Raw genomic sequence first — 26,581 nt, 5'->3', positions numbered from 1 at the left:
TATGAAATATAACGTTAGAATAGGATTAGATGTTACTTTTAAATACATCTTTAAAGCGACTGGTCTTTTAGTGCTTTGTTTATTAGGAGGAATATTAGCCATGTTAATATACAATTCTATTTCCTTCTTTATGGATGTAAAGCCCCTTGATTTTATCACAGGGATGGAATGGAATCCTACAGCAAAGAACCCTGTATATGGAATGCTCCCTCTTATACTAAGTACTACCATAGTAACCTTAGGAGCGATGCTTATCGCTATTCCTCTAGGAATTGGTACAGCTGCATTTATATCTGAATACGCTGGTACACGACTAAAGAATATTTTAAAACCAGCTATAGAAATGTTAGCTGCAGTTCCTTCAGTAGTTATTGGTTTCTTAGGAATTGTAGTGGTAAGCCCTGGCTTAGCTGATATGGCAGGTTTACCTAATGGTCTTAATGCCCTAAATGGAGCTATCTTACTAGCGATAATGGCACTACCTACTATTATTACGATTGCAGAAGATGCTATACATGCAGTACCAAAAACATATAAAGAAGCAAGCTATGGTGTAGGCGCTACTAAATGGCAGACTCTTCGCAAAGTAATCCTTCCCGCAGCAGCTCCAGGTATTATCTCGGCAGTCATGTTAGGAGTAGGTAGAGCCATCGGAGAGACCATGACTGTACTAATGGCAACAGGTAATGCGGCGTTAATACCTACTGGATTCTTTGATTCTGTAAAAACAATGACGGCGACTATCGCTATCGAAATGGGAGAAGTTCCTTATCAAACTACACACTACTATGGGTTATACGCTCTAGCGACAGTCTTGTTCTTCATGACACTTATCGCAAACCTAGTAGGAGAATATTTTATAAATAGATTAAGAAAATACCATGCAGCATAATAAACTAAAACTATCCTCTATCGTAGAATGGGGAACATTAGTAGGAACTACTCTTATCGTGTGCTTTTTCCTTGTTGTAATCATCCTAGAGATTGTGACAAAGGGAATAGGAAGTTTGTCTTGGGAGTTTATCTCTACTATTCCTAAAGAAGGAATGACTAAAGGAGGTATTCTTACACCGATTATAGGTACAGTGCTTATTACCCTTATCACGGCTTTATTCAGTATTCCATTCGGTGTATTCTGTGCGATCTACTTAAATGAATATGCAGAAAACAACTGGCTGACTAGAACGATTAGAGCAGCTATACGTAATTTATCAGGTGTTCCTTCTATTATCTATGGACTATTCGGATTAGCCTTATTTGTTCAAACATTATCTCTAGGAACTTCTTTACTAGCTGCTGGATTAACATTAGGACTATTATCACTTCCATATATTATCACAACTACAGAAGAGGCATTAATGCAAATACCAAATAGTACAAGAGAAGCAGCACTAGCAGTCGGAGCTACTAAATTTGAGACTATTAAAGATGTAGTGATTCCTTCTGCAGTACCAGGTATTCTAACAGGTGTAGTATTAACCCTATCAAGAGCAGCAGGAGAGACAGCTCCCATCTTATTCACAGGAGCTGCGTTTTATATCAGTGATACGAATGGATACCTAAACCAGGAGTTTATGGCTCTGCCTTATCACTTATATATGCTATCGACGCAACATCAGTCAATAGAAGAAGTAAGACCTATCGCTTATGGAACAGCATTAGTGTTGATTATCGTAGTGTTCCTATTAAACTTAAGCGCATTTTATATCCGTTATAAATTCAGAAAAAATGAAAACTAAATTATCTGCTGAGAACTTAAATATTAGCTTTGGAAGCAAACAAGTTTTAAAAAATGTAAGTGTAGAATTCGAAGAAAATAAAATAACTGCCCTTATCGGACCTTCTGGTTGTGGTAAGAGTACTTTACTAAGAAGCTTTAACCGTATGCACGACTTAGTTCCATATGCTAAAATAAATGGAACTATCAAGTTAGAAGATATGGATATCTATTCTAAGACTATACCTGTAACAGAGATTAGAAAGCGCATCGGGATGGTATTCCAAAAAGCGAATCCCTTTCCGAAAAGCATCTATGACAATATTGCTTATGGTCTAAAGATTAATAATCTACCTCATGATAAAAGTGTAATCGAAAAAGCATTAACGGAAGCCTTCTTATGGGATGAAGTAAAAGATGATTTAAAGATGCCAGCTCATCGCTTATCAGGAGGACAACAACAACGTCTGTGTATAGCAAGAGCTGTAGCACTTCGTCCGGAAGTAATCTTAATGGATGAACCGTGTTCTGCACTTGACCCTGTAAGTACAATTAAAATAGAGGAACTTATTCTTCATTTAAAAGAGAAATATACAATCGCTATTGTAACACATAATATGCAACAAGCACAGCGTATCGCTGATCAAACTTACTTTATGTATCTAGGTGAAGTAAAAGAAAGCGGTTTGACACAAGATATCTTTGAGAATCCTAAACACGAAATGACTAAGAATTATATCAACGGTGTTTTCGGATAAAAAATAAAAATGCCAAGTAGACCACTTACCTACTTCGTCATCAATAAGTCTGACTTATTAGAGTAAAAACGGATACCTTATAAGGGTATCCGTTTTTTTTATTTACAAGACTTCTGGATTAGCAATATAAAGTGGTGTACCCTTAATATAACTGACCACATTCTCGAAAGCTGTTCCGAAATATAATTCATAACTAGACTCTTCCACATACCCTATATGAGGTGTGCATACAACATTATCAAAATGTAGTAACTCATAATTAGTATCATAGATAGGCTCTTGCTCATAGACATCTACTCCGACTAATAGCTTCTGCCTACTCTGAAGCACATTAAACAATGCTCCGCGTTCGATTAATTTTGCTCCATTAGAATATCTTAACGTTGTGTCTTATTCTACTTATTCCTATATTGTCACCTCTATTCTAACTGACTTAAGTATGCTATTTACCCCTATAACGACTTCTTTAAAGAACAATAAACAAGTAACTATTCGCCTTGCAAGCTCAAATGATGCTAGTGCATTATTAGATCTTATCAAACAATACTTAGACACCTCAGAGTATATTCCTATTACTAGTAGTGATTTTAATAAGACTGTAGCAGAAATAGAAGCTTGGATTGAGAAACTAAATAGTACTGATAATTCTATAATGTTAGTGGCAGAACACAATGGGCAACTAATAGGAAATTTAGATCTTACAGGGCAGCATAGAAAGACACTACAGCATACGGCTGTATTAGGAATGGGAATATTACTAGAATGGAGAAACACAGGATTAGGAACAGCATTATTAAGTAGTGCTGTAGAATGGGCTAAAAGAAATAATACACTTGAGATACTCACATTAGAGGTATATACGGAGAATATGGCAGGAATAGCATTATACCGAAAACAAGGGTTTAAAGAATTAAGTATTATACCTAACTTTATTAAGGACAATGATAGGTACTATGATAATATGAGTATGTGGATAGCGTTGAGGTAGATACTATAGACCTCCATTTTCAATATACTTAAGGTTATACTCTTCTTTCATTGGAGTATTACCAAGCACGTCATATAAATCCGCTAACTCTTTATAAATATAGCAAGAGGACACTCCTATCTCCTCGCTAATCTTAAAAGCTTCTATAGCTTCATGAATACATTGTTCATCTCGATAAATATATCCTAAATCTTCAGCAATAGCTCCATAATTATCAGATTGCTTAAGACCTTCTTCTAATACCTCTATTCCTATTTTTGGATTTGATCTAACATAATACAACTCATAATCTCCATAGCACTCACTAGCTACCGAAGGAAGATACTGACTACTACTCGTCTCAATACATTCTAATACTGTCAATTGACCTAATACATTATTTTTAAGGGCTATTTCACTTATTCGTTCAGGAAGTATCATTCCTACATATACTTCAGCTATACCACTATTCGAAATCTCTAATCCTTTGACAAAAAAATTCCCTTCTTCATCTGGTAATACAGCATATTGAGTAGCTTCAACCTCCCACTCAAGCACATCTTCATTGTCTTTATTAACTACAACAAATACTTTTACTTCTGAATCAATATGTAACTCTCTTACTTTCATAATAAGTAGTTTTTATTCTATTATGGTCTATAAGGAATTTCATTAGGATTATCTTTAAAGTATTCCATAATAATTAGAAACTCTTTATCCGTCAGTAACAACGTTGATAAGTCGTGTCCTCCTGATATCAAGTAAAATCTCTCTTTTATAAAGTTAAACTTTAGTATAGCATTTACTTCCTTAAAGAAATTTCTTACTGAAGTATCCCAGATCAAGTCATTATCTAAATCATACTGTGTATATAAGTTAATTCTTTTATCGTTAATAATAATATCATGAGTATATTCATAATCATCTGCTACTTTTACCTCTAGTTCAAAAGCCCTTTTTCCAAGTATTGCATTTAATTGAGGAAGAAAGAAATCAAAGTTAAACTCTGCCATTTCCTCTGCATCAATATGAGCGAACTTATAGGTCTCATCATCGTGAATATAGAATGACTCGATAATATCTAACTCCAAGGAATTGATTAACTCAGGATTTGCATATTGAAGAAAACCATTCTCTATTAACTCGATTCCAAAGGGAGAAGGTTTAATGGATGGGGCTACTACCTTATTAGAGGTCCTACTTATCGTTCTAATCACGACACTTATAACCAACCATACTACTACACCATATAAAAGATAAGTATAATTCATTTTGAACCTATTTATTGTATAATATTTTATACGATTTGTCCATTCATCGTTAATTGATCATTAGTACTATATTGTCCAAAGCTATCTATACTACTAAATAATAGACAGAAAAATAAAAAACAAACTCTCATATTAAAAAACACTATACAATTCTTTCTTTTACATTACTTTACAGAAAAAACTATCTCTATCTTAGTAAAGATAATGAAAAACACTACTAACTAAACAATTATTATGAAGATACAGAATAAACTTATCTATCCGATTCTATTATATTTTTTATTATATACTGTTATTACAGCTACCTATTTGTCTTTAAGCTTTATTGACAATACAGAGTATCAATCAGTACTAGCCTCTGTTCCTTTAATTATTCTAAGTATCCTTTTTATCAAGAAACATACATTACCTATTCGCGTTTCTTTAAAACTAAACATAGACAGCAAGTCTAAGAAAAACCTAATCAAATACACTAGTCTGTTTGCTGTTATTTTTTTAGTAGTTAATAGTCTACAGATATTCTTATCAGATTCATCAGATATACATCATGAATACTTAGATCAGATTTGGTTCTTTATCCTGATATGTTTTCCAATAAAAGCTTTAGGAGAAGAGGTTTTATACAGAGGGCTAATCCAAAACTACATTGATAAATACATCAAACCTTCTACTAAAAGTATCAGTCCAGGTAACATCATCACGGCTGTACTAATGACTATTGCACACTTAGGCTTCTTTTATATTATGCTGTTACCTAATGCCATACTAGCTTTTGTACAAGTATTCGTTGTGTCCCTTTTCTTTGGGTATATCTCTAAGATTACTAATCGTAACATCTTATATTGTACTATAATCCATATATTCTTGAACTATATCCATGTAGCTGTACAGTGCTTTTATATCTCCTTTATTCTTTAACCTTACTACCCCACTTCTCAGATGCTGAAATAACACTAAACCTAAGAGTCGTAAACTCATAATGAAAGTCCTTTCGCTCTCTTTCTTTCATCGCATCTATATGACGGTTAGGTTCATCTACTTTGCCATGTCCCTTGACCATGTCTAACATATCTTTCTGTGTATTCCATAGAGAGAAAGTAGAGACTGTATGTGGAAAACCAATAGATGCTGTAGCAAATAGTACTCCTGGGTGATCCCGTACCAACATCTCTACTGGTCTTCCCCATTTAATAAACCTTGGTATTTGTAAGAACTTCATCCTAGCCACTGTAACTGCTACAACTGAAGCAGATTGGTCTTCACTAATACTCTCTAGCTCCTCTGGTACAAACCCTGAGACATTGCCCCATTGTCTAATTAATTTTAACTTGAAATACTCTCCTTTTGCAAGTGTTCTACCAACCTTATTATGGATTAAAAAATAATCTAATACACACTCATCTTCCCATTGGGCAAATATAACTACATGCCTAAATTTTAATCTGGATAGGGAAAAAATAGGAGAACCTAACACCATGCTAGACATTACTTCTATGTGTAATAAACCCTTTTGTCTCTTTAATCTATGTGAATTAAATAGCAATTTTAGTCTCATCCATAAAGATACTTTCACTAAGTGATAACTATATATAGTCATAGATTTAAACGTTTTATTACATTATCATTTGTACCCTACTTGTAATATAACGATATATATTTAAAAAAACATATCCTACAGTAAATAATGGTTAGATAATCACAACTGTGTTAATAATAAACGTAACTTACATATTCCTAAGCTATATCTATAAAGTCTCTTTAGAGAATACTCTTCTTATTATTTTAAATAGGGATTATTGTTCTTATCATGCTCTACCCATATAAGCTTGCTAGTATCATATCCAACTTCTTTAGCAATTTCTAAATACTTTACTTTCACATCTTCAGGCAAAGTTTTTTCTCTAGATAGAATCCATAAATAATCAAGATTCTTCCCTGCTATTAAAGCATATCGATAATCTTCATCTAAAGCAATGACATTATAACCAGAATAGAAAGGCCCAAAGAAACTAACTTTTAAAGCTGCTGTTCCTTTATCTTTTCTAAACTTTGCTACTCCTTTTGCTACAGACCACTCCTTCCCTACGTAATTATATCCACTATTAAGAACCTCTACATTCCCATCTTTATCTAGACTGTACTGAGCTGAAGTATTATTCAAATCTTTTTCAAATCGAAAGTCAAAACGCGCTATCTCATACCACGTTCCCAAATAACGGTCAACATCAAAATTAGTAACTGGCATAGCTTTCTCTGGAATATCACTATTATTACACGATATTAAGAAGGTTGCACAAAAGAATAATAAACTGAAACGGATAAAGTAATTCATAATTAGTACATTTTGAGTTTTATCAAAAATAAAAAAACTACTTTTAATACAACTATATTATTTAGAATTATTTTAAACAATATTTATTATTGAATAAAAAGGTCTATCTATATTAAGTTTTCATTCCTTTTTAAAATTTAATATCCTATCTATCATTTTTTTACCGATTTTTGAATTGTCAAAAAACAACAATAATCGAATCAAAAGCTCAGATCATGAAAAAAACCACACTTTTATTAGCAATGGCATTAATCGTTATGTCTTGTAACCAAAAGAACAAAGAAGAAAATAACCCCGAAATAACAACTGAACAAACCTCAACAAATGTTGAAGAAATAGACACACCTAAAGCTGGATTTAATATTGAAGATATAGCTTATAGCAAAGCAGATATAGGTACTTTCCCATTCTTTACCTTACCTAAAGGATTAAAAGAAATGAACAAACCATTTCAGAAAAACTTTGATGTATGTTACTTCCCTATTGATGGAGTAATGATTCCTATTGAAGGAAAACTGTATAAAACTAATGTAACTGCTGTAGCAGGGGAAGAGTTTTCTCAACGCTACTTTGAAAAAAGCTTAGAGGATTATTTAAATTCTATAGGAGCAGTAAAAGTTTTTGAAGGAGAAATCACAGGGGAAGAATATGAACGTTATAATAAACAAGATCCGAATAAAGGAGATGAAGGAGATATCGGATATACTGGAGAATTAATTAAACTTTATATTATCCGTACACATAATCAAGGAAACGTTTATATCCAATACACTGCTAATAATGCAGGTGGTAAGCTTAATATCTTACAAGAAGAAGCCCTACAGCAGACAATTACTAAAATTACAGCAGACGAAATAGTAAAAGACCTAACAGAGAAAGGTAAATCTATCTTATATATCAACTTTGATATCGATAAGTCTACACTTACTCAAGATGGAGAAAAAACAGTTGATGAAATAGCAGTTGCCTTAAAGAAAGATCCTTCTTTAAAGATTTCAATTGAAGGACATACAGACAATACAGGAGAAGCATCTCACAACAAAAAACTATCTACCGATAGAGCTAATGCAGTAATGAATGCTTTAATAAAACAAGGCATCGCTAAAGAGAAACTATCCGCTAAAGGTTTGGGTGCAGAGAATCCATTAGTTGCTAATGACTCGGACAGCAATAAGGCTAAGAACAGAAGAGTCGAATTAATTCGAGTAAAATAAGACTATATCAATAGTGCCCTCCTTTAAACATGCTCCAATAAGTTAGACACTTTTGGGGCATGTCTTAATGCATATGCTGCAGGTCGTTCTATCTGAATATCGTATTAAAATCATATTATATATTTGTATCATGTGTCCTAACAGAATATAATATGTAATTACCTATTTCTAATACATTAAAATATTCCCTTAAACGTAGGAGGACTAAACTTAATTCGCTTTCCTTCCCATTCTGTTATATTACCAGAACTATCCATAAAGGCAAACTCTATTTCATAATCATTATCTCTTTTAAAACTAAAAGCCCCTGAACACATACCATGCCCTACACTAATAGTATCTTTATAAGCAACTAAATAATAAGTAGTTTCTTCTTTTGTCTTTACATTTTTCATTGTAGTCTTTACTAAGAACTCTGAATCATCTTTGGCAGGATTAGAAAATATCACATTAGAAGAAGGACCACATCCATACATAACGTTTTCTTTCTTTTCTATCTTAGGCTTAGAAGCAACCACAGGTTTATCAGTATCTACAGTAGGCAATACCTTATACTTTATGGCTTCATATTCACCCGACTCTGTATTACGTCTTTCTAATTTGTCATGTTGAGGTAGATTATCAATTACTAAGGTATATTCAAGGCCTGCCTCTAACTCGTTCTCAGGCTTTAAGATAGCTTGTGTCAAATTAAAACTACCTACGTAAGTCTCTGTCACAATTAAAGGCACTATCTTATCCCCACTTTTAAGATATATGGGATATTCCTTATTAAGCGCTTTAATGATTGATTGACTGTCAGCATAGCCCTCTATCATAAAGATAGCGTTCTGATTAATGGTCGATCCATTAGGGAAAGTACTTAAGCCAAACGATCCATATTTTGCATAAACAGACATCATGCTAAACAAAGCGATAAGTAAGGTTAAAACTTGTTTCATATTATTACTCTTTATTAATACCTTATCTAAGATAATCTATTCTTATAAAAATTATAGCTAGTAAGCATAAAAAAGCCTATATCAATAGTAATCCCTTTGATATAGGCTTTATATTTTATGTCCAAAAACTACTTCTTATTAGCCATTTGGTTCACTATTTCTTTTAGAAGTGTTTTTCGCTTAACAGCTGCTTCCTGTTCTTTCTTCTTCTTTTTGTCTATTTTATCCTTGACAGCCTTTCTATTGGCAGGTGTATTTCTTCCCATTGTTATCTGTATTACTATATACTTTAGTGCAAAGTTATCATACTCCTATCAATCAGCATTACTTCCATCAGTAATAAATATGATTTAATTAAAAATCTTTTTCTATAGGATTACTACTTAAGATCAGTTTCTGTTTCATCCCTGCTGGATATTGATCTATATTTTTTGCATTTCCAGGATTTAACTCTATCAGTAAATCTACAGCTGTTTTATTATAAAAAACCTTATCTGCTTTCTTAGCTTGTTTTTTAGACACCTCTTCATAATTAGCTAATCCATCTAAAGCATCCTTAGCTAATTTTATATTTTGGCTGTTGGTAAATTCAAAAGCGTACTCTCCTGCCGCATCCCATGCCTTAACTACAAACCCCGGTAGATTATTAAACTTATAAGGGCCATTTAAGGCAGGAATGTCTGTTGTAAATAAAGCATACCACACACGTCCACCGTAGCTTGTTGTAGCCTCTTGTACCTTATATCCCTCCCATTGAGTTACTTCAGGAGCAATTGTCCATTTGATACTATTTTTATCCTCTTTATAATAATACTTTTGTCTATTTTGTTCAAGATAAAACTTATTTTCATCAGCATTACTATATATAGACCAAGCAAAACCAGATTTAAACTGCCTTAGTTTATTCATTATATCCATTCTAGACAATGATTTATCTGTCTTCGAGATTGTCATAAACTCACTTCGCTGTAGGCTTCCATAATCAGTAAAACGAGAGTTACTTTGATTAATATCTAGAATAGCTACCCCTTCCGTTATCTGATCTGTTTTTTGAGGATCCTTTAAGATTTTTGTGCTATAAAAGAATCTACTGACAGCAATAGAATCATTAGACTCTTGTGCAAAAGTGTTACCTACCAATGCTAAGGTTAAAATAAGACAAAGTTTTTTCATGATAAATATTTAGTTTTTTTAAGTGTTTGTTACTAGACTAGTAAACATATAAAAAAACTTCTAATTACCTCCTAAATATTTAATATTGATTTTATTGCCTTGATAACAATCTAGAACTAATCTCCATCTGTCATTAAGAAATAGACTGTTAATAATCAGTAAACTCCCCCTAAAATACAAAAGAGGATAAGCTTTACTTATCCTCTTTTGAGTTATATTATTCTATCCCAAACTGTCCCTTAGAATAAACTCTTGCTTTACCAGCTACGATTACCCTTTCGGCTTTATTTTCACAGTATAACTCACCACCTCTTTCTGATATTTGCTTTGCAAAAAGTATATGCTTGCCTAATCGTGATGACCAGAATGGAATAAGAGAACAATGTGCTGATCCAGTTACGGGATCCTCAAGAATAGTAGACTGAGGTGTGAAATATCTAGAAACAAAATCACTCTCTACCCCTGTTGATGTTACCACCACACCCCCTGGGTCTAGGTTGATTAAATCTAATACAGATTGATTCACTTTAATATTCTTTATCTCTTCCTCTGACTCATAGACTAAGATATAATCTCTAGATTTAAAAACTTCTTTAGGCTGTATATTAAGTGATTTAGCAATAACATCAGGTAATGATGAAGCCTCTGGCATTCTTGAAGGAAAATCCATATAGTACATTCCGTCCTTAACCTCTACGATTAGCTCACCACTTTTGGTGTCAAATACAATTCTGTCCTTTGGATAGTTTAATATACTAGATAGACAGTGTGCTGTAGCCAATGTAGCATGACCACATAAGTCCATTTCTATCTCAGGAGTAAACCATCTCAAATGAATACTATCTCCGTTATCAATAAAGAATGCTGTCTCTGCAACCGCATTCTCTCTTGTTATTTTAAATAATACCTCGTCAGGTAACCAACTTTTTAAGGGTACAACACAAGCTGGGTTTCCATGAAAAATATGTTCTGTAAAGGCATCTATTTGATATAATTCTAATGTCATTATCTACTTTTTAAAATATTATATTGTTTCTATAAATTGTACGTAAGGAATTACACTGTTTTTGATGGTTTCTACTGAGCTATCCTGCTCTATACCATAGTATGCATAGAATCCTTGATAGTCAGCCTTAATGTAATTAAAGGTTACTTCAAAAGGGGCTAACAGTTGTTCTAGAGTATATTTATACTTTCCATCTGCACTATATTCCTGCTCATCAATCCCAGCTGTTATAGCTAATCCTATTTTCTTATTACTCATCTTATAACCACTCTGACTACCATAAGCCCAACCATAAGTCAGTACTTCATCTAACCACGTTTTAAACAAAGGAGGACAATTAAACCAGTAAAAGGGAAATTGAAATACAATATGATCATAGGATTCTATCAATTCCTGTTCTTTTTGAATATCAAGTATTCCGTCAGGATATTCACTGTGTAAATTATGAATAAAGTATCGTTCAGGAGATTGTTCTAACTCCTTTAACCATAACTTATTTACAATAGATTCTCCAAAATTAGGATGGATTAAGATCACTAATGTACGCATCATTTCTTAGCATTAATCGTTATTACTACTGCAAAAATAGGGAGTTCAAACAGCTTTTTGTACCTTAGCGCCCAATTGTTAGATACTATCAAAAAAGTAAGTATGACCAAAATTAAGGAGACTTCTACTCACTTCGAAAACAAAAAAGCCCTTGAAAATGAATGTAATGAGGTATATGCCACAAGTATAATTGGAGGGCAATGGACGATGGCTATTTGTTGTTATTTACTTGAAGGGAAGATGCGTTTTGGAGAGATTAAAAAGGTATTACCAAATATTACAGAAAGAGTGCTTACTCTTCAACTACGCAAATTAGAAGAGAATAAGGTTATTATCCGCACTATATATCCAGAAGTTCCGCCACGAGTAGAATACGAACTTACACCTATAGGTCTAAAACTAGCTCCCATTATTAAAGCTCTAGGCAAATGGGGAGCTGAGCATAAAAACCTTGAAGAAGAAACTAAATAAACATAGCAAGTTATTTCTCTTGTCTAGATTCTATCTCTTTTCTAATATTTTTAGCAGTAGTGAATAAGTTTATCACAATTGGCAAAAGTGCAAAAGGAACAGCTATTAAAGCATTGAAGCCTTTTGTCAAAGCTCTATATCCCAAGAACACCAAGAGAACAAGAAGCATCCCTACCAATAAACCAGCTAATACTTTTGACTGTTTTTCTTTTTGTTTTAATTCTTCAGTAGTGTAATTTGTGTAATCTGCCTTATTCATCTTTTTTAGTATTTAATATCTTATCTAGCTAATAAGTAGTTCAATATAATAATTTGTTACACTCTTTTTAAAGTATTCAATTAAAATAACTATCTATAAAAGAATATCCTAACTACAAACAAACACTTTACATAACAACCAATAAAACACACCATATCAATAACTAACACATTACTTACCAATAAACTTAGAATCACTTAAAGTAGACATAAAAGCAATTAAAGCTTCTTTCTCTGCTTCACTAAGTGCGATACGATTGTTTGCCTCTTTGAAAATAGGGTCTAAGTTATCTGCATCTAATACTCCTCTATCAAAGTAATCCAACACCTCTTTTAAAGAGCTAAACTGCCCAAAGCTTCCATAAGGTGCAGTATATTCAATATTTCGAAGAGAAGGTACCCTAAAGCTCATATAGTCTTTTAAATCACCCGTTACCCTAGCTCTCCCTGCTTCATTACTATCGAGATTGATAGGAAAACCAATATTTCTAAAACTTTGATCTGTAAAAAGTGCTCCACTATGGCAGCTACTGCACTTCTGAGTAAACACCTTGTACCCATAAGCCTCTTGACTAGTAAATTTCTCTTGTCCTAACTGAACACGATCGTACTTACTATCAGCAGAGATCAGCGTATACTCATACTGAGCGATACTCTTATATATTCTCTCTGGAGTCATAGACTCATCTCCATAAGCTTTTTTAAACAGCTTTTTATACTCTATATCAGTTCCTATTTTATCTAGTACTTCTACGATAGAAGAGTTCATTTCTTCATGTGTAATAATAGGCACGATAGGTTGATTCTCTAATTGAAGTTTACTACCATCCCAATTGTAATATTTCATAAAGAGTAAGTTCTGAATAGGAGGCGCATTGCGAAGCCCTACCCTTCCTTCTATACCTATCGCTTGAGCGTGATGATCTGCATAAGCAGATTCTTGTATATGACAGCTAGAACAGGAGATTGTATTATCCTTGCTCAACCTTGGATCTGTAAACAGTTTTTCTCCTAATTCAACTCCATACTTTGTAGGTTTATTTTTTAAAGCAGCGGAGTTCCACTCTGGAAAACTAGTAGGAATTCCTAACTCTATCTCTGGATTGTCAATCACAATATCTTCATACTCATCCTTATTACAAGAGATTAAGCACAGTAGAAGTAATAGTACACTTATTTTTGTTGTTGTTTTCATTTGTAATAGCAATTATATAAAACCCTTTAGAAGACAAAGAGCTGTTATGTAGATAACAGCTCTTCTATACTTGTACTTCTTATTTTACACTGATAATAGAGAACATTCCAGTAACATCACTCGTTCCATTTCCTCCTAAATTATCTACAAACTTCACCATCTGTACTGCTGTATGAATATTAGGTGTAGCATTATCATTTGGCCCTTTACCTGTACTTAATTTAATTGTATTCGATTTCCCTGTTAATAGTTTATCAAAGTCAGCTTTAATCTTAATCGTTGGCGCAGAACTTCCCACCACTGCATGCGTTGGTAAGTTTAAGACTACCTCTCTATACGCATCTACACCTTGTATTAGTTCACCATTATCTCCATCATCTAGAGTACTTCCTGTGTGTATAGACATCTGCTTTTTATCAGCATCATAGAATCCTTCTATCTTAGTAAAACGATATCCTGTTCCCCATTCCCACATCATCTCAGTATCATTAGCTCCAGCGTTAGCATAAAAAACAGGAAACTTAATTTGATCAAGAACATTTAGATCACTGCGTACACCTAGACCAAATTTGATTTGTTTATACTCTCCTCTAGGGATATTAGTTAATAAGTAATTTAATGTCTCTGTCTTCGCTTGGTTAACAACAGTTGCTCCTTTATCTAAATCATTCACATGATAAGGAATCTCTTTTCCATCATTTTTAATTAGACGAATATTACTAATCACATATTTTAATTCAGAAAATTGATGTTCTTGCCCCTCTGCAGATTTATTAACAGTAGCAGAAGAAGAACTAGCATCACCTAGAACAATTACTTTATCCTTGAATGTATTTGTAAACTCTAAAGTCACATTATTAGCAACAGCGTTACTATCATCATTAGAACAAGAAACAACAGCTAATGAAGCTGCAAATAGTAAAAAGCTCTTTGTTAAATTTTTCATTTGTCTTATTTATTAGGTTTTATTTTTAAAAGTTTATTTTTAGAGACGTGAATACATTACGTCCCATCCTAGGGATATTACCCCAATCTGCATAAGTACTATAGTACTCATTAAGTAAATTCTCTGCTCCTACTTGAAACACTGTTTTAAAGTTTTTGATATAAAAAGTGTAATCAACTGAAGCATTCCAAATCGTGTATGATGGAGTCAAACTCTCTCCGTATTCTGGACTAAAATCTCGTTGTTTCGCATCACCATTGATAGAAGTCTGTATACTAAAATCTCTGAATAGATAGTGTAAAGACGTCTGATAACTAAATGGTCTAATGAAAGGCAAGTTTCCCTTCTCGTTATCTTGACCTCTAGCATACGTCACACCACCTTTCCAATGCAAATCATCCATGATGTGATAGTCTGCATTAAGAGCGAAGTTAAATAGCGTAGCGTAGTCTAAAGAGGTATATCCTTTTACACCAACTGACTGATAATTCATCGGACTACCTAAGCTCAATATTCTTCCGATAACATAATTCTTGATATAGAAGTAATTCACCTTAGCTTGTAGTGAAAATTTATCTCCTTTATACCCAACACTTGCATTTAACTCATTAGAAATCTCATTTTTTAAATTAGGATTTCCGATGTAGTCATAGCGATCATAACTATTGTAGATATAATATCCATAAGCTTCCGACACAGAAGGCGCTCTATGCCCATATCCTACACCAACAGAGAAATTAAATCGATTAATATCCATTTCATAGCTAGTGTGTAGACTTGGTAAGAACCTTGTCTTCTCTTGTGGGCTACCTGGATGAAAAATCCAGTTAAACTCTATATACTTTGAGTAATTATAGTTTATTCCTGCTGACCCTCCGAAATTCAGTCTATGATCATCAGAGAACTCTATCGTATTATTCAATGATACCCCTGCATAAGTCGTCGTTACCCATGGCCAACTATACGCAAACATTGTTTGTTTAGAGCGATCCTGTGGGTACATACGCATTTCTGCAATCGAGAGATTATTATAAGCGTTCAATTGTAATTCAGAAGAATACTTTCCACTTTTAAAGTTTGCTTTAGACAGTAACCCGTAAGTAGTACTCCAGCCTGGCATATCCATATGCACCAAATTCTCTGGACGTGTAGTATCATCCATATAATGCTCTATCGCATTAAAATAAGCCTTGGTATCCCAAACACGTATAAATTTGTCCTCAAATAGCTGTTTATAGGATACAGAAGTAATCAATGCACGAGAAAGCCATAAGTCCATTGGTAAAGCAGGGAAACCAACATCTTTAGCAACGTCAAAAATAACATCTGCTCGCAATGAAGATAAACCACCTGTCTTATAAGCCAATCCTAAAGCTGTATTAAATTTTTTGTACTGTGAGTGCTTTACCTCATCGTTATTTCCATCTTTATAATTACTAGCTTCCCGATAAGCAATACTAGCGTCACCAGCTAGTTTTTCACTTGAGAACGAAACATTACCAAGATTAAAGAACTGTTTATTATTAAACTCGAACCCACTTTGATAGGCTCCAGTCCATACCTGCCCTATCCCAAAGGCTGTAGTTTTTCGTTTAAGATCAATACTCCCAGCCACAGTAGCTCCATGCATTCCTCCTTCTTGCCCAGATTTAATATCTATAGTAGATAGATTATTACTCTCTACATAAGAAGTAACAGGGTCCATCTTATCTGTACATGCACCAAAAATATGCATCCCATCAATAGTCAAGGTAGAGCGTTCTGTACTCATATTATTCAGCATAGGCTCCCATGCATAAGCCCCTCTTTTGATAAAACTTATTTGTTCTGAAGAAGCCAAAAACTCATCGACAGACACAGCCATTTTCATCTCTGTCTCTATTCTCTTCTTCGCTTGAACTAGCATAGAGATTTCGTCTAATACAGTTGGTATACTATCTTGTAGGCCTTTATTATCTTGTGCTACACTCGCTGTTGTAACCCCTAAGATTAATATGGTAATAAAAGGTTTCATAATAATTAAAATAAAGTATCTATATGTAGTTCACTTTTCTTTCCTTCTACACCTGGTGTAAAGTCACTAGGTACAGTAGTTCCCTTTAGAATACGACCATGTTGGTTTAGCATAATAAAATTCAATGTCCAGTTACCTGTCATTGTATAGTTCACTACACCATAATAGAACTTATCCTCACGTTGTACTAGATCTTTATTATTAGGAGAAGAGTGATTCCCCATCGAAGGTTCAGGCATTCTAGGATCTAGTAATAAGGTATAATTATCAACTACCGTATAAGCATCTTTTAAACTACTGTTTCCAGCATTAAGTTTATATATTCCGGCTACAAGTTCGTTTTCTGCTACCTTTGGTTTTATAGGTGCTACTAATGCTATAATATAATCCTCCTTGTCAATCCCTCTAAAAGAAGTCATATTAAGATTCTTATTGTTTTGCTTTTCAACGAAAACAAGCTGACTCGCTTTTATACTTTGATTTTTGTCCTTAAATGCAATCTCCACTTTCCAGTCACCTTGAGTATTCTCTTGCGTAAAAACAGAAAAACCTTTATAGACTTTCTCTCCTTTATCATACACCAGATCATATAGATTAGGGCATGACTCTATCTTCCCTTCTGCAGTAGTATAGATAGGTAAGAATGTCACTTTTGCATTCTCTACGACTTGCTTTGTAGTTGCATCAGTGATTTTTAATCTTACTTCATTATACCCTTTGTACAGATGTCCATTAAGGGCTTCTAGGCTTATTGTATAGTTGTCTTTTTGGATTGAGACTACTTCCTTAAATTCATTATGCTCAGGATTCGTAATATTACTTTCTGATTCATAATCTGTTTTATCAATAGTACAAGCTGTAGTAAACAGAAACAGTACTACTATCCACGTTAAGATTCTCATTGTTACATAAAAGTGTGTACATGACTAGGCGAATCTGTATGATTCTTTTTTATAGATCAAATCATACACCTGATCTTTTAACCCAAAATCAGTGTACAGCATTAAGGACATCATCAAGTATATTGACAATATCATCGGTTAAACTATTTTACTTATTTTACCCCAAAAGCATACAGTAGATGCTTGCCATCATAGAGATATAGACATCGTATTTCTAAGTAGATATAGAAACTCTCCTATAAAATCACTTAGCACCATGCAGTACATACTACAAAAGATACAACTGATTATACTGGCGTATACAGATCAATGTACTATACCAATATATGATCCACTATACATGAAACGGGATATGATTACTTACTATCTAGACCAACAATCACGTTAGATATAGAAACAAATAATCTACTAAAAGTCAATAGTTTATTAGACAGGAGGTCTAAAAAGGAAATCGTTGAAAGTATAAGTATATACACTATCAAGGCTAAAGAACGCCTTAAACGTATAATTCTTAAATAAATGAATAGATGTGTTATTTACAATATCTTGAAAATAAACCAGCTGTATTTCTGCCGAAGCAAAATTGCTTTTACTTTTATCTTTACCTGTATCAGAAGCATTAGCCATCTCTTTAGATAGATGACACATTCCATTACATTCTAGCTCTGGCTTATCTCTGTTCACACAAAGTTCATCCTTGATATAATCATATAGCACCACATATTCAACAACCGGAAGTACTGGTTTGAATAACATGAATAGGGATAATATGACGATTGCAAATTTCACGAGTACAAAATTCTGACTATTTTTTCAATCTACAAAATCTAGGATTGTTTATATAAATCAATAGCCTAAAAATGTAAATAGAAGTCCCCTGTTTTCGGAGGAATAAGGTATGATCCTATTTCACCTACTCGATAGATATTCAAAATATAAATGAACTGAATACCACCTCTATTCTAATTAAAAAAGAATATAATTAGATATATTTGAAGTTAAATAGGTTCTTGTGATAATTTAGTCTACTATAGCTATAGGAGGTTAATAATCTATTTTCCTTGCACTTTCTAGGAGTTTGCTTGCAGTTTCCTTGGGGTTTCCTTGCCTAGAAGGCTGTTTTGTCGAAGAAACCTGCAAGAATACCCCTAGCAATCCTCAAGCAAAGCAATAGAAAACCTTTTAATATTAGTACTAACTTATCACTAAACTATATTACCTTATTTAATACATTATAAATATGATAGACACACCATTTAGCATAAAAGTCTCTAACCTTCATTGGTTAAACAATATAGATGATGAGTCTGATCTATGTGCACATGGAGATGTATTCCTTAAGATTGGAGATGAAGTAATATCTAACGACCTTACCCAAGGGGTTACTGTCTCTGCTACTGCTCTTTATCTATTAAGAAGTCTAACCGAAGACCTAAATGAGTCTAATCATGATAGCCAGCTGATACCATGCTGTGGTTTTTTAATGTATTTTGATGAACAGGAACGCCTTGTTATAGGGGGATGTCCTACTGGAATAGATTGGACTATAGAACATCTACCACATCATAAAGTAAGGCATATATCTGAAAATGGAACGGAAGCTATAATAGATAAAAATGAATACCAAAAGATAGTCTATACTTTCGTAGATGAAATCGAAAACTTCTATAAAAACAGTAGTCCTAAAAAGCTTCCAACTAATGATCTAGAAAAAGATACTTACTTAGCATTATGGAAAGAATGGCGAAAATTAAGAGATAATATATAAAACCACATTACACTAAACAGACACCCCTCCATTGATAGAAATCTATGGAGGGGTGTCTATAATAACTTATGGAGGTATATATTGTCCCTTATTTCTTTTCTTTCTCTCCTTTATGATTATAAGTACCGTCACTTAAGCCCATCGTTCTCTTTCCAAAATTACTTGATGAAGAGTAACTTCTATTCACAAACTTAGATACTTTCTCATTTTTTAAATTAATTAAACCTAAAGCATCATTTAAATATACAGGCGCTATCCCATAAGAAAAAGGTCCTTTAACGTCATCATACATAAATGGAATAACAGTCTTATTATGTATATCTACAAAGCCCCACTTCTCATTCTGCTTGACAGCAAATAATAAATCGCTTGGCAATAAATCAGTCATATCGTCAAAAGCCTTTACATCATCATACTGAATAGGTACAACAATCTTTCCTTCTGTATTCATAAAGCCAAATTTATTATTCTTCTCTACAACGAAATATCCTTTTTCAGCAGTTCGAACTTTATCTACATTAGCGATTTTCTGTGGTGCTAGGGTGTTCTTATTTAGTAGATAATATGAAGCATTCGATTCGATTAAAGTGAAATTATACTTATTATTCATCTCATAGTTATCTACCTTCATGATTTTTTTATTCGTTGGATCTACTAATTCCCATGGAGATTCATCATCCTCTTTTATGACTATAAAATTATTGACTAGATTATCCACTTTATAATAAGTAAGGGGTTGCATCTCTAATTTATCATTCAAATAAAAGTATTGTCTGTTTGTTCTAAAATAACAATCATTAATAAAAGTATAAGTGCCTGCAAACTCTTTTACTAATTTTAGATCTTTATTGTATATCAATGTTTTATCATCTTTATAGTCAATAAAGCGAGTACTAGGCATACTATTACTCAATGTCATGGTTATATCTCTTTGATAAGTTTCACTCCCCTTATAAAGAACTATTTTATCTATAGGCTCTCCAAACTCATAATATAGATAAGTAACCTGCTCCGATTTTTTATAATCAGTTGATAATTGCTTCTCTAATGCGTCCATTTTAGCTCCTATATCCTTTTTGAATTGAGAATGTTCCATATTGATATTCTCTTCAGAAAGTGCTAGAATCTCTCCAATTTTCTTTATACAAAGCTGTAAAAAAAGATCAAACTGATCTGGATGTATACCAGATCGTTGAAATCTATAGCTCTTTACACGTCTTTTATCTTTTAAGATTGCTTGAATATCATCAAACTCTAATTGATTAGAGGAAGTCTTAAGCAGTACACTTTTATCTGATACTTCCACTACCTCTATATCTACTCCATCATATTTCACTTTTTGATGAACTGTAGCAGGAAGTACGATACTATCTAGTTTTTTCATGGTAGAAAAAGGAATCCTAATATCTATCTTATCTACAGCCTTAGTAAGTCCTAGCTCAGTAGTGAAATGTGTATTCACATCCTTCTTCACCTCCATATTCTGTGTTGTACCATCGTAATAATACACCTTTTCTACATAGACAGGAGCCTTAATATCATCTAGAGACTTATAGATGGCAGGGTCTTTTATAAGTTGTATTGTCACAGCGTCTCCTGCTATAAAATCTATAAACTGAATATTAGCTTGGATTAATAGATCGATATTAGCATCATACTCCTGTTGATTAAAAGCTAGTTTTAAGGGAGCGACTACAGTAGGTTTACTTGGTTTATCATTGCTTTTGCTAAATAATCTTACAAACCGATTAAGGTCTTCTAAATCACTTTTAAGTAAATCAATATACTCTTGATTGGTAGCAGTAGCCTTATACTTTTTTATATCAACTTGTGCTGTTGCTACCTGCGTGATTAAAAAAAGTATACATATATTTAGGTATGTTTTCATCGGATAATTTTTAATTCGTCTGTATTCTGATCTATGTAAAACATAAAGGATATATTCTCTATATAACTTAGACCAACTGCTTTTAAATATGAAGTTTTATCTAGCGCTTCTAAGTAAGCTAATTTTCCATCATTACTGATATGCAGTTTGGTTTGTTGTGCGGTTACAACCTTCAAAGATTGTTCTAGCATATATTCCATATTGTCATAGTCATGATATGATTTTTGTTCAGTACTATTATAGTTATACGTATATTTTTCTAAGAACGAATCATATAGTAGTTGGGTAATCTGATTAAGATTTTTATCTAATATCAGGGCTGCGTACTCTGCATAGAACTGTTTGATTCGCTTTTCGAGATTCTTTTCTTTGCGAAGGTTTTTTCCCTTAGACCATCCTGTAACTTTATAATCCACTAAAGGTTTTAGTTGATGATTAAATCTAATATCTTTCTTTGTATAATCATTTGTACCATAATAATGATGGTATTGTATTTGGCGATTTTCTACAATGGTATCTATTAGATAAACTTGATTGTTAAACAGATCTATAGTTTCTATAATATCACCTTTTCTATTGACATATTCGATAGCTACACTAGCATTTGATTTTTTAGGAATATGCGTCATGATATTACCTTTATCATCAATACCAGGTGTGAAGGCAAAGGACAAGTCAATAGGTGTCTCTGGATTTAGGATATATGGGTTAAGTACAATAGTTTCATAACACGAATACTTATCTTTCTCGTTTTTTGACAATATAGGGATACCATTTACTAAAACACTAGGTACAACATTATTACAGTTTACATACAACTGACAAATAAGCCCCTCTTTATTTATCATTAATTCATCTGATAAATTAGCAATAGGGTTATCAACTACTCTTGAGAAAGTGATTTGCATTCTTCCCTTGGTATCCTCCGTTATTTCTTCTTTCGTTTTTGCTTTTACTGTAAGCTCAATAGTAAAGTTACGAGTAGCAACCTTATAAATAAGCTCATAATACATTTCCTCAACTGTTAAGTTATTTGGATATACTTTTTCTAAATAGTCAATTAATTTAGTAGTTGTATTTTTAACTGAAGTATCAATAGAACACATAAAGTAATCTTTATAAAAATATACCTCCTTAATAGGTATATTATTCCACTGCCCTTTATCATTAGACTTAAAGTAACTGTTATTATGATCAAAAGTATTCGTTTCATACAGTTTCTTATAACTATCCAATGTTGTAATCTTATCTAGTATAACGGGTGACTGAGCCATTATAGAAGAAGGAAGTAACAAGATGAATATTAAGACTATTGAATTAATAGTCTTAATAAATATATGAAAAATATTCATTTATAAAATATGTTAATAAAGATGCTAATTTAAGAATAAAATTAACATTACTACTATAATTATTAATACTTTCGCATCGATTATAGTACCTTATAATAGGTGCTTTATTAAATTAAAGACTTAATGAAACAATTTCTTCAAAGAAAAGATATACAGATTTCAAGCAAACGATACTTTATCGATGCTATGGGGGCTATGGCCTACGGGTTATTCGCTACTCTACTAGTAGGAACTATTCTAAAGACGATAGGAGAAGAATTTGGTATTTCGTTTTTAAAGGAGGTCGTTTGGCCATTTGCGAACCAGGCGACAGGCCCTGTAATCGCATTAGCCATTGCCTATAGCTTAAGAGCGCCACAACTAGTGTTATTCTCATCTGCAGTGGTAGGTGTAGCAGCGTATCAATTAGGTGGTCCATTAGGTGTGTTTATCGCAACTATTATTGCTGTAGAAATCGGGAAAGCCGTAGCAGGTGAAACAAGGATAGATATAGTGATAACTCCAATAGTCACGGTTTTAGTAGGAGTAGCTTTAGCACAATGGATTGGCCCTAGTGTTAATCAGTTGATGCAATGGATTGGACAGGTTATCATCTTTTCTACAGAGGCTAATCCTCTAATCATGGGTATGGTTATCGCTGTGGTAGTGGGTATGGTTCTAACCTTACCGATCTCTTCAGCAGCTTTATGCCTGATGTTACAACTAGATGGGCTGGCAGCAGGAGCAGCGACCATAGGTTGCTGTACTCAAATGATAGGTTTTGCGACTATCAGTTATAAAGATAATGGGCTAAAGGGAGTACTAGCACAGGGTATCGGTACTAGTATGTTACAAGTCCCTAATATTTATAAGAATTGGAAGATATGGATTCCACCAACCTTAGCCTCTGCTATTTTAGGTCCAATAGCTATTTTGTTCTTTGATATGCAAAATACGGCATTAGAATCAGGTATGGGAAGCTGTGGATTAGTCGGTCAGATAGGAACCTTTAATGCCATGAAAGAGGCCTACTCTACTTCCTACATTATATTGGCTATACTAGGTTTACAGATTATATTACCTATGATTTTGTCATACCTAATCTACTATATCATGAAAAAGAAACAGTGGATAAAAGATGGTGATATGAAAATATTTTAATCTAAGAATAATGTACTATACACAAGGAGAATACCATCTACCTCTACTCTATTTTGTGTAGGAAAGTAAATATATAAAGAAGCTGCTTCAATAGATCTATTGAAGCAGCTTCTTTCGTATAAATATCATATTATCTCAAGTCTCAATATAAATTAATCAATACCTAGACTATCTTCTATTATTAATTTAATCGTTCATTTTGTTCTTTTGAAATTACATTCTTTATTCTCTTATTTCCTAATGTATATCTCATACTTATAAAATAGCTCTTAAAATATTCTTGCTTTTTATTAAAGCTATAAGCAGAATTACTAAACCTCATATTAGTATCTGGCTTCAATAAGTCATACGCTCCGATACTTACGTAAAAATCATTAAACGATCTTCCTAAATCAAGGTTAAGAGAGTGTTGAGCATTCACTTTACCGAATATATCCTCGAAGCCATTGTCATAACCGTAAGTTAAGGTTAAAACAGTGTTCTTTTTCTTGTCAAAAAACAGGTTGTTTTTAATGTTGAAATAAAAGTTTGTATTGTCAATTTTTACTGGAATATTATTATACTCTCCTCTAACTTTATACATCTCTAAAGACATACTAAACGAAAAACTCCAATGGTTCTTAAAGAGATTCTTATTAAAATAGAAATTACCTCCATACCCGTCTCCGTTTCCAAAATTATCTATCGTATTCACAATGACATTATCAATTACAGCATCAAAATTATTAAATAGATTATGGGTCTTCGCATAACCTAATTCTAAATTATAATCATCAAAAAAGGTATAAGTCAAGCCTACAAATGATTTTTTAGTATTTTTAAGGTAAGGGTTATTCACCCTAATTGAATTCGGTGAGTTTATATATATAAACGGATTAAGATTGCTATAAGGAGTACGAGTTATAGAACTAGCAAAATTTAGAGTCAATTGGTGCTCGTCATTTATTCCATACAAAAGGGCTAAAGATGGAAACAAGTTTGAATTACTTATTTTTACAGTTTCAGAATCTGATTTTAAAGTACCTTTTGCTGATAAATATTCATAACGCAAACCAATAAGCAAACCAAAAGATTCTGAAAACAACTTACGGTAATTCGCGAATAAAGCAAAGTAGTCTTCTTTATATTTAAACACATTAGTTTGCCTATCATCAGATACATATTCAACACCATTGTAATTCCCAAAAAAATTGTCACTTTGAATATTACTCTTAGAATAATTAATCCCCGTAGTCAGCTTACTACTATCTTTGAAGTTTTTCTCATAATCTGTCTTAAACTCTATTAACTCAGTAGTATTGTCAGGATTTTGTAGAAACCTCTTTTCTATGTCATTCGCGTAAGAGAACGTATTAAACATATCTCTATTATTCCTAGAATTATAATAGTTAAAATCTGAACTTATATTACTATCTAAAGTATCTAATACAATCTTATGATTCAAATTATAATATACTACATGGTAATTACTTATTTTATCTTTATTTTTTGCAATATTCAAGGAATCTAATTGGTTGTTTGTTACATTGTAATAAGAACTAACAATGTCTCTATTGGTTTCGTTATTACTGAACCTAGAGCTAAAACTCATACCTATAGTCTGATTTTTGCTAAGAGTGTAATCAATATTTACATAAGGAGTATAATTTGTTCCTTTTGTAATAGCATTATTTTCTATTTGAGTTTCGTCATTACTTTTAAAGTCAATATAAGAATCATATCTATATGCTTTATTTTTAGAATTTTCTAATTTGACTCCAGAAGTGACTGCCCATTTATCTTTAGAGAAAGCAAGGTATGCTGAACCGTCTTGTGTATTATAGAATGATTGTGTAGACTTAGCATTTAAAACTACTTTAAAAGGCTGTTCCTTTGTTTTGTTTACAATCACATTGATGATTCCATTATCACCAGCCCTATAACTACTCCCAGGATTCTCTATCACTTCAATTTTCTTTATATCTACTGCAGGGATAGACTGTAACATACTCAATGCAACATCATTCCCTCCTACATTTCTACCATTGATCAGAATCGATACACTCTTGCTATTTTTAATCTTAACCGATTTACCATCTGGAGCAACATTTACAATAGGAACAGTATTTAGAAACTCTAGTGTTGATTTATTTTTGGCTAATATTGAATTGGAAATATTAGTCACTTCATATTTATCGAAGTTCTTTTTCATTTTAAGCTTCGACTCTATCATTATTTCTTTCAATTCAGTTCCATAGTCGATTCTAATCACTCCTAAATCAACATTCTCTTTTATGTTAATTTCTTTTTCAAAAAGTTCATTTCCTAAATAGGCTATTTTAAATAGGTATTCCCCTTGTTCTTCTTCTATTTGAAAGAATCCATTCTCATCAGAAATATCGGATTTTAATAGCTTCCCCTCTTTAGTTAGTAATAATACTGTTGCAAATTCAATAGAATTACTGTCTGTAGTAAGAACTTGTCCTTTTATTTTAGTTTGTGAAAACAAAAAGAAAGGTGATAAAAAAAGAAAGAACAATAATGTGCTTTTCAAAATCATTTTACGACCTCTCATATCAGAGTAGATTTTTTGAACCATATTTACTTCTTCAATCCTATACCTATAGGATTCTGAAAAGTTTCTTTCTTGTCTAATATTTCGTTTTTCTTCTAAACCTAGCTTATTCATTAGTTCTTTTTTTCTAATCACCCACTCTTTTTTATTGCACCTATTTTTAAA

Annotated in this window: 28 protein-coding genes; 9 read left to right on the top strand and 19 right to left on the bottom strand. The window is 32.7% G+C overall.

Annotated features, from left to right (window positions below; all coding sequences use genetic code 11):
- Position 1: 1 nt before the first annotated feature.
- Genes pstC through pstB form a run of 3 tightly spaced genes read left to right on the top strand, consistent with a single transcriptional unit; the run spans position 2 to position 2,475 of the window.
- A complete protein-coding gene (gene pstC / locus MODO_RS05860; protein WP_006260159.1) occupies positions 2 to 892 on the top strand; it encodes a phosphate ABC transporter permease subunit PstC in 891 nt (296 codons plus the stop codon).
- The gene (gene pstA / locus MODO_RS05855; protein ID WP_006265368.1) at positions 882 to 1,739 is read left to right on the top strand and encodes a phosphate ABC transporter permease PstA; all 858 of its coding nucleotides are present in this window, start codon (positions 882 to 884) and stop codon (positions 1,737 to 1,739) included. The genes pstC and pstA overlap by 11 nt, the downstream gene beginning before the upstream one ends.
- On the top strand, positions 1,729 to 2,475 hold the full coding sequence (gene pstB / locus MODO_RS05850; protein WP_006260157.1) for a phosphate ABC transporter ATP-binding protein PstB: 747 nt from the start codon (positions 1,729 to 1,731) through the stop codon (positions 2,473 to 2,475). The genes pstA and pstB overlap by 11 nt, the downstream gene beginning before the upstream one ends.
- 102 nt (positions 2,476 to 2,577) lie before the next feature.
- On the opposite strand, the gene MODO_RS05845 is transcribed toward pstB, so the two are convergent.
- A complete protein-coding gene (locus tag MODO_RS05845) occupies positions 2,578 to 2,829 on the bottom strand; it encodes an NAD(P)-dependent oxidoreductase (RefSeq protein WP_073144796.1) in 252 nt (83 codons plus the stop codon).
- An 85-nt stretch (positions 2,830 to 2,914) separates the two neighbouring features.
- On the opposite strand from MODO_RS05845, the gene MODO_RS05840 reads away from it, so the two are divergent.
- Positions 2,915 to 3,463, top strand: coding sequence for a GNAT family N-acetyltransferase (locus tag MODO_RS05840; protein WP_006260155.1), 549 nt, complete (start codon positions 2,915 to 2,917; stop codon positions 3,461 to 3,463).
- Between the two features lie 3 nt (positions 3,464 to 3,466).
- Here MODO_RS05840 and MODO_RS05835 read toward each other — a convergent pair whose 3' ends face one another.
- Complete coding sequence (locus MODO_RS05835) at positions 3,467 to 4,072, bottom strand: tetratricopeptide repeat protein (protein WP_039329599.1); 606 nt, start codon at positions 4,070 to 4,072, stop codon at positions 3,467 to 3,469.
- Positions 4,073 to 4,092: 20 nt separating this feature from the next.
- Positions 4,093 to 4,713, bottom strand: a complete 621-nt coding sequence (locus tag MODO_RS05830) for a hypothetical protein (protein ID WP_039329600.1) — start codon at positions 4,711 to 4,713, stop codon at positions 4,093 to 4,095.
- A 234-nt stretch (positions 4,714 to 4,947) separates the two neighbouring features.
- Between MODO_RS05830 and MODO_RS05825 the strand changes: the two genes are divergently transcribed.
- On the top strand, positions 4,948 to 5,631 hold the full coding sequence (locus MODO_RS05825; RefSeq protein ID WP_039329602.1) for a CPBP family intramembrane glutamic endopeptidase: 684 nt from the start codon (positions 4,948 to 4,950) through the stop codon (positions 5,629 to 5,631).
- On the opposite strand, the gene MODO_RS05820 is transcribed toward MODO_RS05825, so the two are convergent.
- Both MODO_RS05820 and MODO_RS05815 read right to left on the bottom strand, forming a co-directional pair.
- Positions 5,621 to 6,310, bottom strand: coding sequence for a hypothetical protein (locus MODO_RS05820; protein ID WP_039329604.1), 690 nt, complete (start codon positions 6,308 to 6,310; stop codon positions 5,621 to 5,623). The genes MODO_RS05825 and MODO_RS05820 overlap by 11 nt on opposite strands.
- A gap of 180 nt (positions 6,311 to 6,490) precedes the next feature.
- Positions 6,491 to 7,045 (bottom strand): lipocalin family protein, encoded by a 555-nt coding sequence (locus tag MODO_RS05815; RefSeq protein WP_039329606.1) that lies wholly within the window; start codon positions 7,043 to 7,045, stop codon positions 6,491 to 6,493.
- Positions 7,046 to 7,260: 215 nt separating this feature from the next.
- Here MODO_RS05815 and MODO_RS05810 point away from each other — a divergent pair, with 215 nt between their 5' ends.
- A complete protein-coding gene (locus MODO_RS05810) occupies positions 7,261 to 8,259 on the top strand; it encodes an OmpA family protein (RefSeq protein WP_006265374.1) in 999 nt (332 codons plus the stop codon).
- 176 nt (positions 8,260 to 8,435) lie between these two features.
- Here the strand turns inward: MODO_RS05810 and MODO_RS05805 are convergent, their stop codons facing one another.
- The 5 genes from MODO_RS05805 to MODO_RS05790 form a co-directional block, all read right to left on the bottom strand.
- A complete protein-coding gene (locus MODO_RS05805) occupies positions 8,436 to 9,200 on the bottom strand; it encodes a hypothetical protein (protein ID WP_039329608.1) in 765 nt (254 codons plus the stop codon).
- A gap of 128 nt (positions 9,201 to 9,328) precedes the next feature.
- Positions 9,329 to 9,466, bottom strand: a complete 138-nt coding sequence (locus MODO_RS19445; protein WP_006263660.1) for a hypothetical protein — start codon at positions 9,464 to 9,466, stop codon at positions 9,329 to 9,331.
- Between the two features lie 88 nt (positions 9,467 to 9,554).
- Complete coding sequence (locus MODO_RS05800; RefSeq protein WP_006260145.1) at positions 9,555 to 10,373, bottom strand: GLPGLI family protein; 819 nt, start codon at positions 10,371 to 10,373, stop codon at positions 9,555 to 9,557.
- A gap of 217 nt (positions 10,374 to 10,590) precedes the next feature.
- Entirely contained in the window at positions 10,591 to 11,379 is a 789-nt protein-coding gene (locus MODO_RS05795) for a PhzF family phenazine biosynthesis protein (RefSeq protein WP_006261303.1), read from the bottom strand.
- Between the two features lie 18 nt (positions 11,380 to 11,397).
- Complete coding sequence (locus MODO_RS05790) at positions 11,398 to 11,928, bottom strand: NAD(P)H-dependent oxidoreductase (protein WP_006265376.1); 531 nt, start codon at positions 11,926 to 11,928, stop codon at positions 11,398 to 11,400.
- A 102-nt stretch (positions 11,929 to 12,030) separates the two neighbouring features.
- Between MODO_RS05790 and MODO_RS05785 the strand changes: the two genes are divergently transcribed.
- Entirely contained in the window at positions 12,031 to 12,399 is a 369-nt protein-coding gene (locus MODO_RS05785; protein WP_006260142.1) for a winged helix-turn-helix transcriptional regulator, read from the top strand.
- Between the two features lie 10 nt (positions 12,400 to 12,409).
- Here the strand turns inward: MODO_RS05785 and MODO_RS05780 are convergent, their stop codons facing one another.
- The 6 genes from MODO_RS05780 to MODO_RS05755 form a co-directional block, all read right to left on the bottom strand.
- Positions 12,410 to 12,658, bottom strand: a complete 249-nt coding sequence (locus MODO_RS05780; RefSeq protein ID WP_006263662.1) for a hypothetical protein — start codon at positions 12,656 to 12,658, stop codon at positions 12,410 to 12,412.
- Positions 12,659 to 12,829: 171 nt separating this feature from the next.
- Complete coding sequence (locus tag MODO_RS05775) at positions 12,830 to 13,852, bottom strand: cytochrome-c peroxidase (RefSeq protein ID WP_006263663.1); 1,023 nt, start codon at positions 13,850 to 13,852, stop codon at positions 12,830 to 12,832.
- Positions 13,853 to 13,931: 79 nt separating this feature from the next.
- Positions 13,932 to 14,798 carry an MbnP family protein gene (locus tag MODO_RS05770; protein WP_006260139.1) on the bottom strand — a complete coding sequence of 289 codons (867 nt, stop codon included), beginning with the start codon at positions 14,796 to 14,798 and terminating at the stop codon, positions 13,932 to 13,934.
- A gap of 25 nt (positions 14,799 to 14,823) precedes the next feature.
- Positions 14,824 to 16,812: a TonB-dependent receptor domain-containing protein gene (locus tag MODO_RS05765; protein WP_006261307.1), complete on the bottom strand. Its 1,989-nt coding sequence runs from the start codon at positions 16,810 to 16,812 to the stop codon at positions 14,824 to 14,826.
- Between the two features lie 5 nt (positions 16,813 to 16,817).
- Positions 16,818 to 17,714, bottom strand: coding sequence for a hypothetical protein (locus MODO_RS05760; RefSeq protein ID WP_006265377.1), 897 nt, complete (start codon positions 17,712 to 17,714; stop codon positions 16,818 to 16,820).
- A 426-nt stretch (positions 17,715 to 18,140) separates the two neighbouring features.
- Positions 18,141 to 18,503: a hypothetical protein gene (locus MODO_RS05755; protein ID WP_225581577.1), complete on the bottom strand. Its 363-nt coding sequence runs from the start codon at positions 18,501 to 18,503 to the stop codon at positions 18,141 to 18,143.
- 451 nt (positions 18,504 to 18,954) lie between these two features.
- Between MODO_RS05755 and MODO_RS05750 the strand changes: the two genes are divergently transcribed.
- Positions 18,955 to 19,482 carry a hypothetical protein gene (locus tag MODO_RS05750; RefSeq protein WP_039329611.1) on the top strand — a complete coding sequence of 176 codons (528 nt, stop codon included), beginning with the start codon at positions 18,955 to 18,957 and terminating at the stop codon, positions 19,480 to 19,482.
- An 88-nt stretch (positions 19,483 to 19,570) separates the two neighbouring features.
- Here the strand turns inward: MODO_RS05750 and MODO_RS05745 are convergent, their stop codons facing one another.
- Together MODO_RS05745 and MODO_RS05740 are read right to left on the bottom strand one after the other, a co-directional pair.
- The gene (locus tag MODO_RS05745; protein WP_039329613.1) at positions 19,571 to 21,370 is read right to left on the bottom strand and encodes a WG repeat-containing protein; all 1,800 of its coding nucleotides are present in this window, start codon (positions 21,368 to 21,370) and stop codon (positions 19,571 to 19,573) included.
- Positions 21,367 to 22,722, bottom strand: coding sequence for a hypothetical protein (locus tag MODO_RS05740; protein WP_039329615.1), 1,356 nt, complete (start codon positions 22,720 to 22,722; stop codon positions 21,367 to 21,369). The genes MODO_RS05745 and MODO_RS05740 overlap by 4 nt, the downstream gene beginning before the upstream one ends.
- A 123-nt stretch (positions 22,723 to 22,845) precedes the next feature.
- Between MODO_RS05740 and MODO_RS05735 the strand changes: the two genes are divergently transcribed.
- On the top strand, positions 22,846 to 23,862 hold the full coding sequence (locus tag MODO_RS05735; protein ID WP_039329617.1) for a PTS sugar transporter subunit IIC: 1,017 nt from the start codon (positions 22,846 to 22,848) through the stop codon (positions 23,860 to 23,862).
- Between the two features lie 181 nt (positions 23,863 to 24,043).
- On the opposite strand, the gene MODO_RS05730 is transcribed toward MODO_RS05735, so the two are convergent.
- The gene (locus MODO_RS05730) at positions 24,044 to 26,530 is read right to left on the bottom strand and encodes a TonB-dependent receptor (protein WP_006263672.1); all 2,487 of its coding nucleotides are present in this window, start codon (positions 26,528 to 26,530) and stop codon (positions 24,044 to 24,046) included.
- Between the last annotated feature and the right edge of the window lie 51 nt (positions 26,531 to 26,581).

This window comes from Myroides odoratimimus (assembly GCF_001485415.1).
GTDB classification, from domain to species: domain Bacteria; phylum Bacteroidota; class Bacteroidia; order Flavobacteriales; family Flavobacteriaceae; genus Flavobacterium; species Flavobacterium odoratimimum.
The sequence above is the reverse complement of the archived record's forward strand: the minus strand, read 5'-3'. Positions and strand labels throughout refer to the sequence as shown.

Excerpts from the sequence above, each read along its gene's own strand:
- MODO_RS05810 (WP_006265374.1), top strand. The coding sequence starts at position 7,261 with ATGAAAAAAACCACACTTTTATTAGCAATGGCATTAATCGTTATGTCT.
- MODO_RS05795 (WP_006261303.1), bottom strand. The coding sequence starts at position 11,379 with ATGACATTAGAATTATATCAAATAGATGCCTTTACAGAACATATTTTT.
- MODO_RS05735 (WP_039329617.1), top strand. The coding sequence starts at position 22,846 with ATGAAACAATTTCTTCAAAGAAAAGATATACAGATTTCAAGCAAACGA.
- MODO_RS05775 (WP_006263663.1), bottom strand. The coding sequence starts at position 13,852 with ATGAAAACAACAACAAAAATAAGTGTACTATTACTTCTACTGTGCTTA.
- MODO_RS05740 (WP_039329615.1), bottom strand. The coding sequence starts at position 22,722 with ATGAATATTTTTCATATATTTATTAAGACTATTAATTCAATAGTCTTA.
- MODO_RS05780 (WP_006263662.1), bottom strand. The coding sequence starts at position 12,658 with ATGAATAAGGCAGATTACACAAATTACACTACTGAAGAATTAAAACAA.
- MODO_RS05805 (WP_039329608.1), bottom strand. The coding sequence starts at position 9,200 with ATGAAACAAGTTTTAACCTTACTTATCGCTTTGTTTAGCATGATGTCT.
- MODO_RS05730 (WP_006263672.1), bottom strand. The coding sequence starts at position 26,530 with ATGAATAAGCTAGGTTTAGAAGAAAAACGAAATATTAGACAAGAAAGA.
- pstC (WP_006260159.1), top strand. The coding sequence starts at position 2 with ATGAAATATAACGTTAGAATAGGATTAGATGTTACTTTTAAATACATC.
- MODO_RS19445 (WP_006263660.1), bottom strand. The coding sequence starts at position 9,466 with ATGGGAAGAAATACACCTGCCAATAGAAAGGCTGTCAAGGATAAAATA.
- MODO_RS05820 (WP_039329604.1), bottom strand. The coding sequence starts at position 6,310 with ATGACTATATATAGTTATCACTTAGTGAAAGTATCTTTATGGATGAGA.
- MODO_RS05830 (WP_039329600.1), bottom strand. The coding sequence starts at position 4,713 with ATGAATTATACTTATCTTTTATATGGTGTAGTAGTATGGTTGGTTATA.
- MODO_RS05745 (WP_039329613.1), bottom strand. The coding sequence starts at position 21,370 with ATGAAAACATACCTAAATATATGTATACTTTTTTTAATCACGCAGGTA.
- MODO_RS05825 (WP_039329602.1), top strand. The coding sequence starts at position 4,948 with ATGAAGATACAGAATAAACTTATCTATCCGATTCTATTATATTTTTTA.
- MODO_RS05750 (WP_039329611.1), top strand. The coding sequence starts at position 18,955 with ATGATAGACACACCATTTAGCATAAAAGTCTCTAACCTTCATTGGTTA.
- MODO_RS05815 (WP_039329606.1), bottom strand. The coding sequence starts at position 7,045 with ATGAATTACTTTATCCGTTTCAGTTTATTATTCTTTTGTGCAACCTTC.
- pstA (WP_006265368.1), top strand. The coding sequence starts at position 882 with ATGCAGCATAATAAACTAAAACTATCCTCTATCGTAGAATGGGGAACA.
- MODO_RS05770 (WP_006260139.1), bottom strand. The coding sequence starts at position 14,798 with ATGAAAAATTTAACAAAGAGCTTTTTACTATTTGCAGCTTCATTAGCT.
- MODO_RS05765 (WP_006261307.1), bottom strand. The coding sequence starts at position 16,812 with ATGAAACCTTTTATTACCATATTAATCTTAGGGGTTACAACAGCGAGT.
- pstB (WP_006260157.1), top strand. The coding sequence starts at position 1,729 with ATGAAAACTAAATTATCTGCTGAGAACTTAAATATTAGCTTTGGAAGC.
- MODO_RS05835 (WP_039329599.1), bottom strand. The coding sequence starts at position 4,072 with ATGAAAGTAAGAGAGTTACATATTGATTCAGAAGTAAAAGTATTTGTT.
- MODO_RS05785 (WP_006260142.1), top strand. The coding sequence starts at position 12,031 with ATGACCAAAATTAAGGAGACTTCTACTCACTTCGAAAACAAAAAAGCC.
- MODO_RS05840 (WP_006260155.1), top strand. The coding sequence starts at position 2,915 with ATGCTATTTACCCCTATAACGACTTCTTTAAAGAACAATAAACAAGTA.
- MODO_RS05790 (WP_006265376.1), bottom strand. The coding sequence starts at position 11,928 with ATGCGTACATTAGTGATCTTAATCCATCCTAATTTTGGAGAATCTATT.
- MODO_RS05760 (WP_006265377.1), bottom strand. The coding sequence starts at position 17,714 with ATGAGAATCTTAACGTGGATAGTAGTACTGTTTCTGTTTACTACAGCT.
- MODO_RS05800 (WP_006260145.1), bottom strand. The coding sequence starts at position 10,373 with ATGAAAAAACTTTGTCTTATTTTAACCTTAGCATTGGTAGGTAACACT.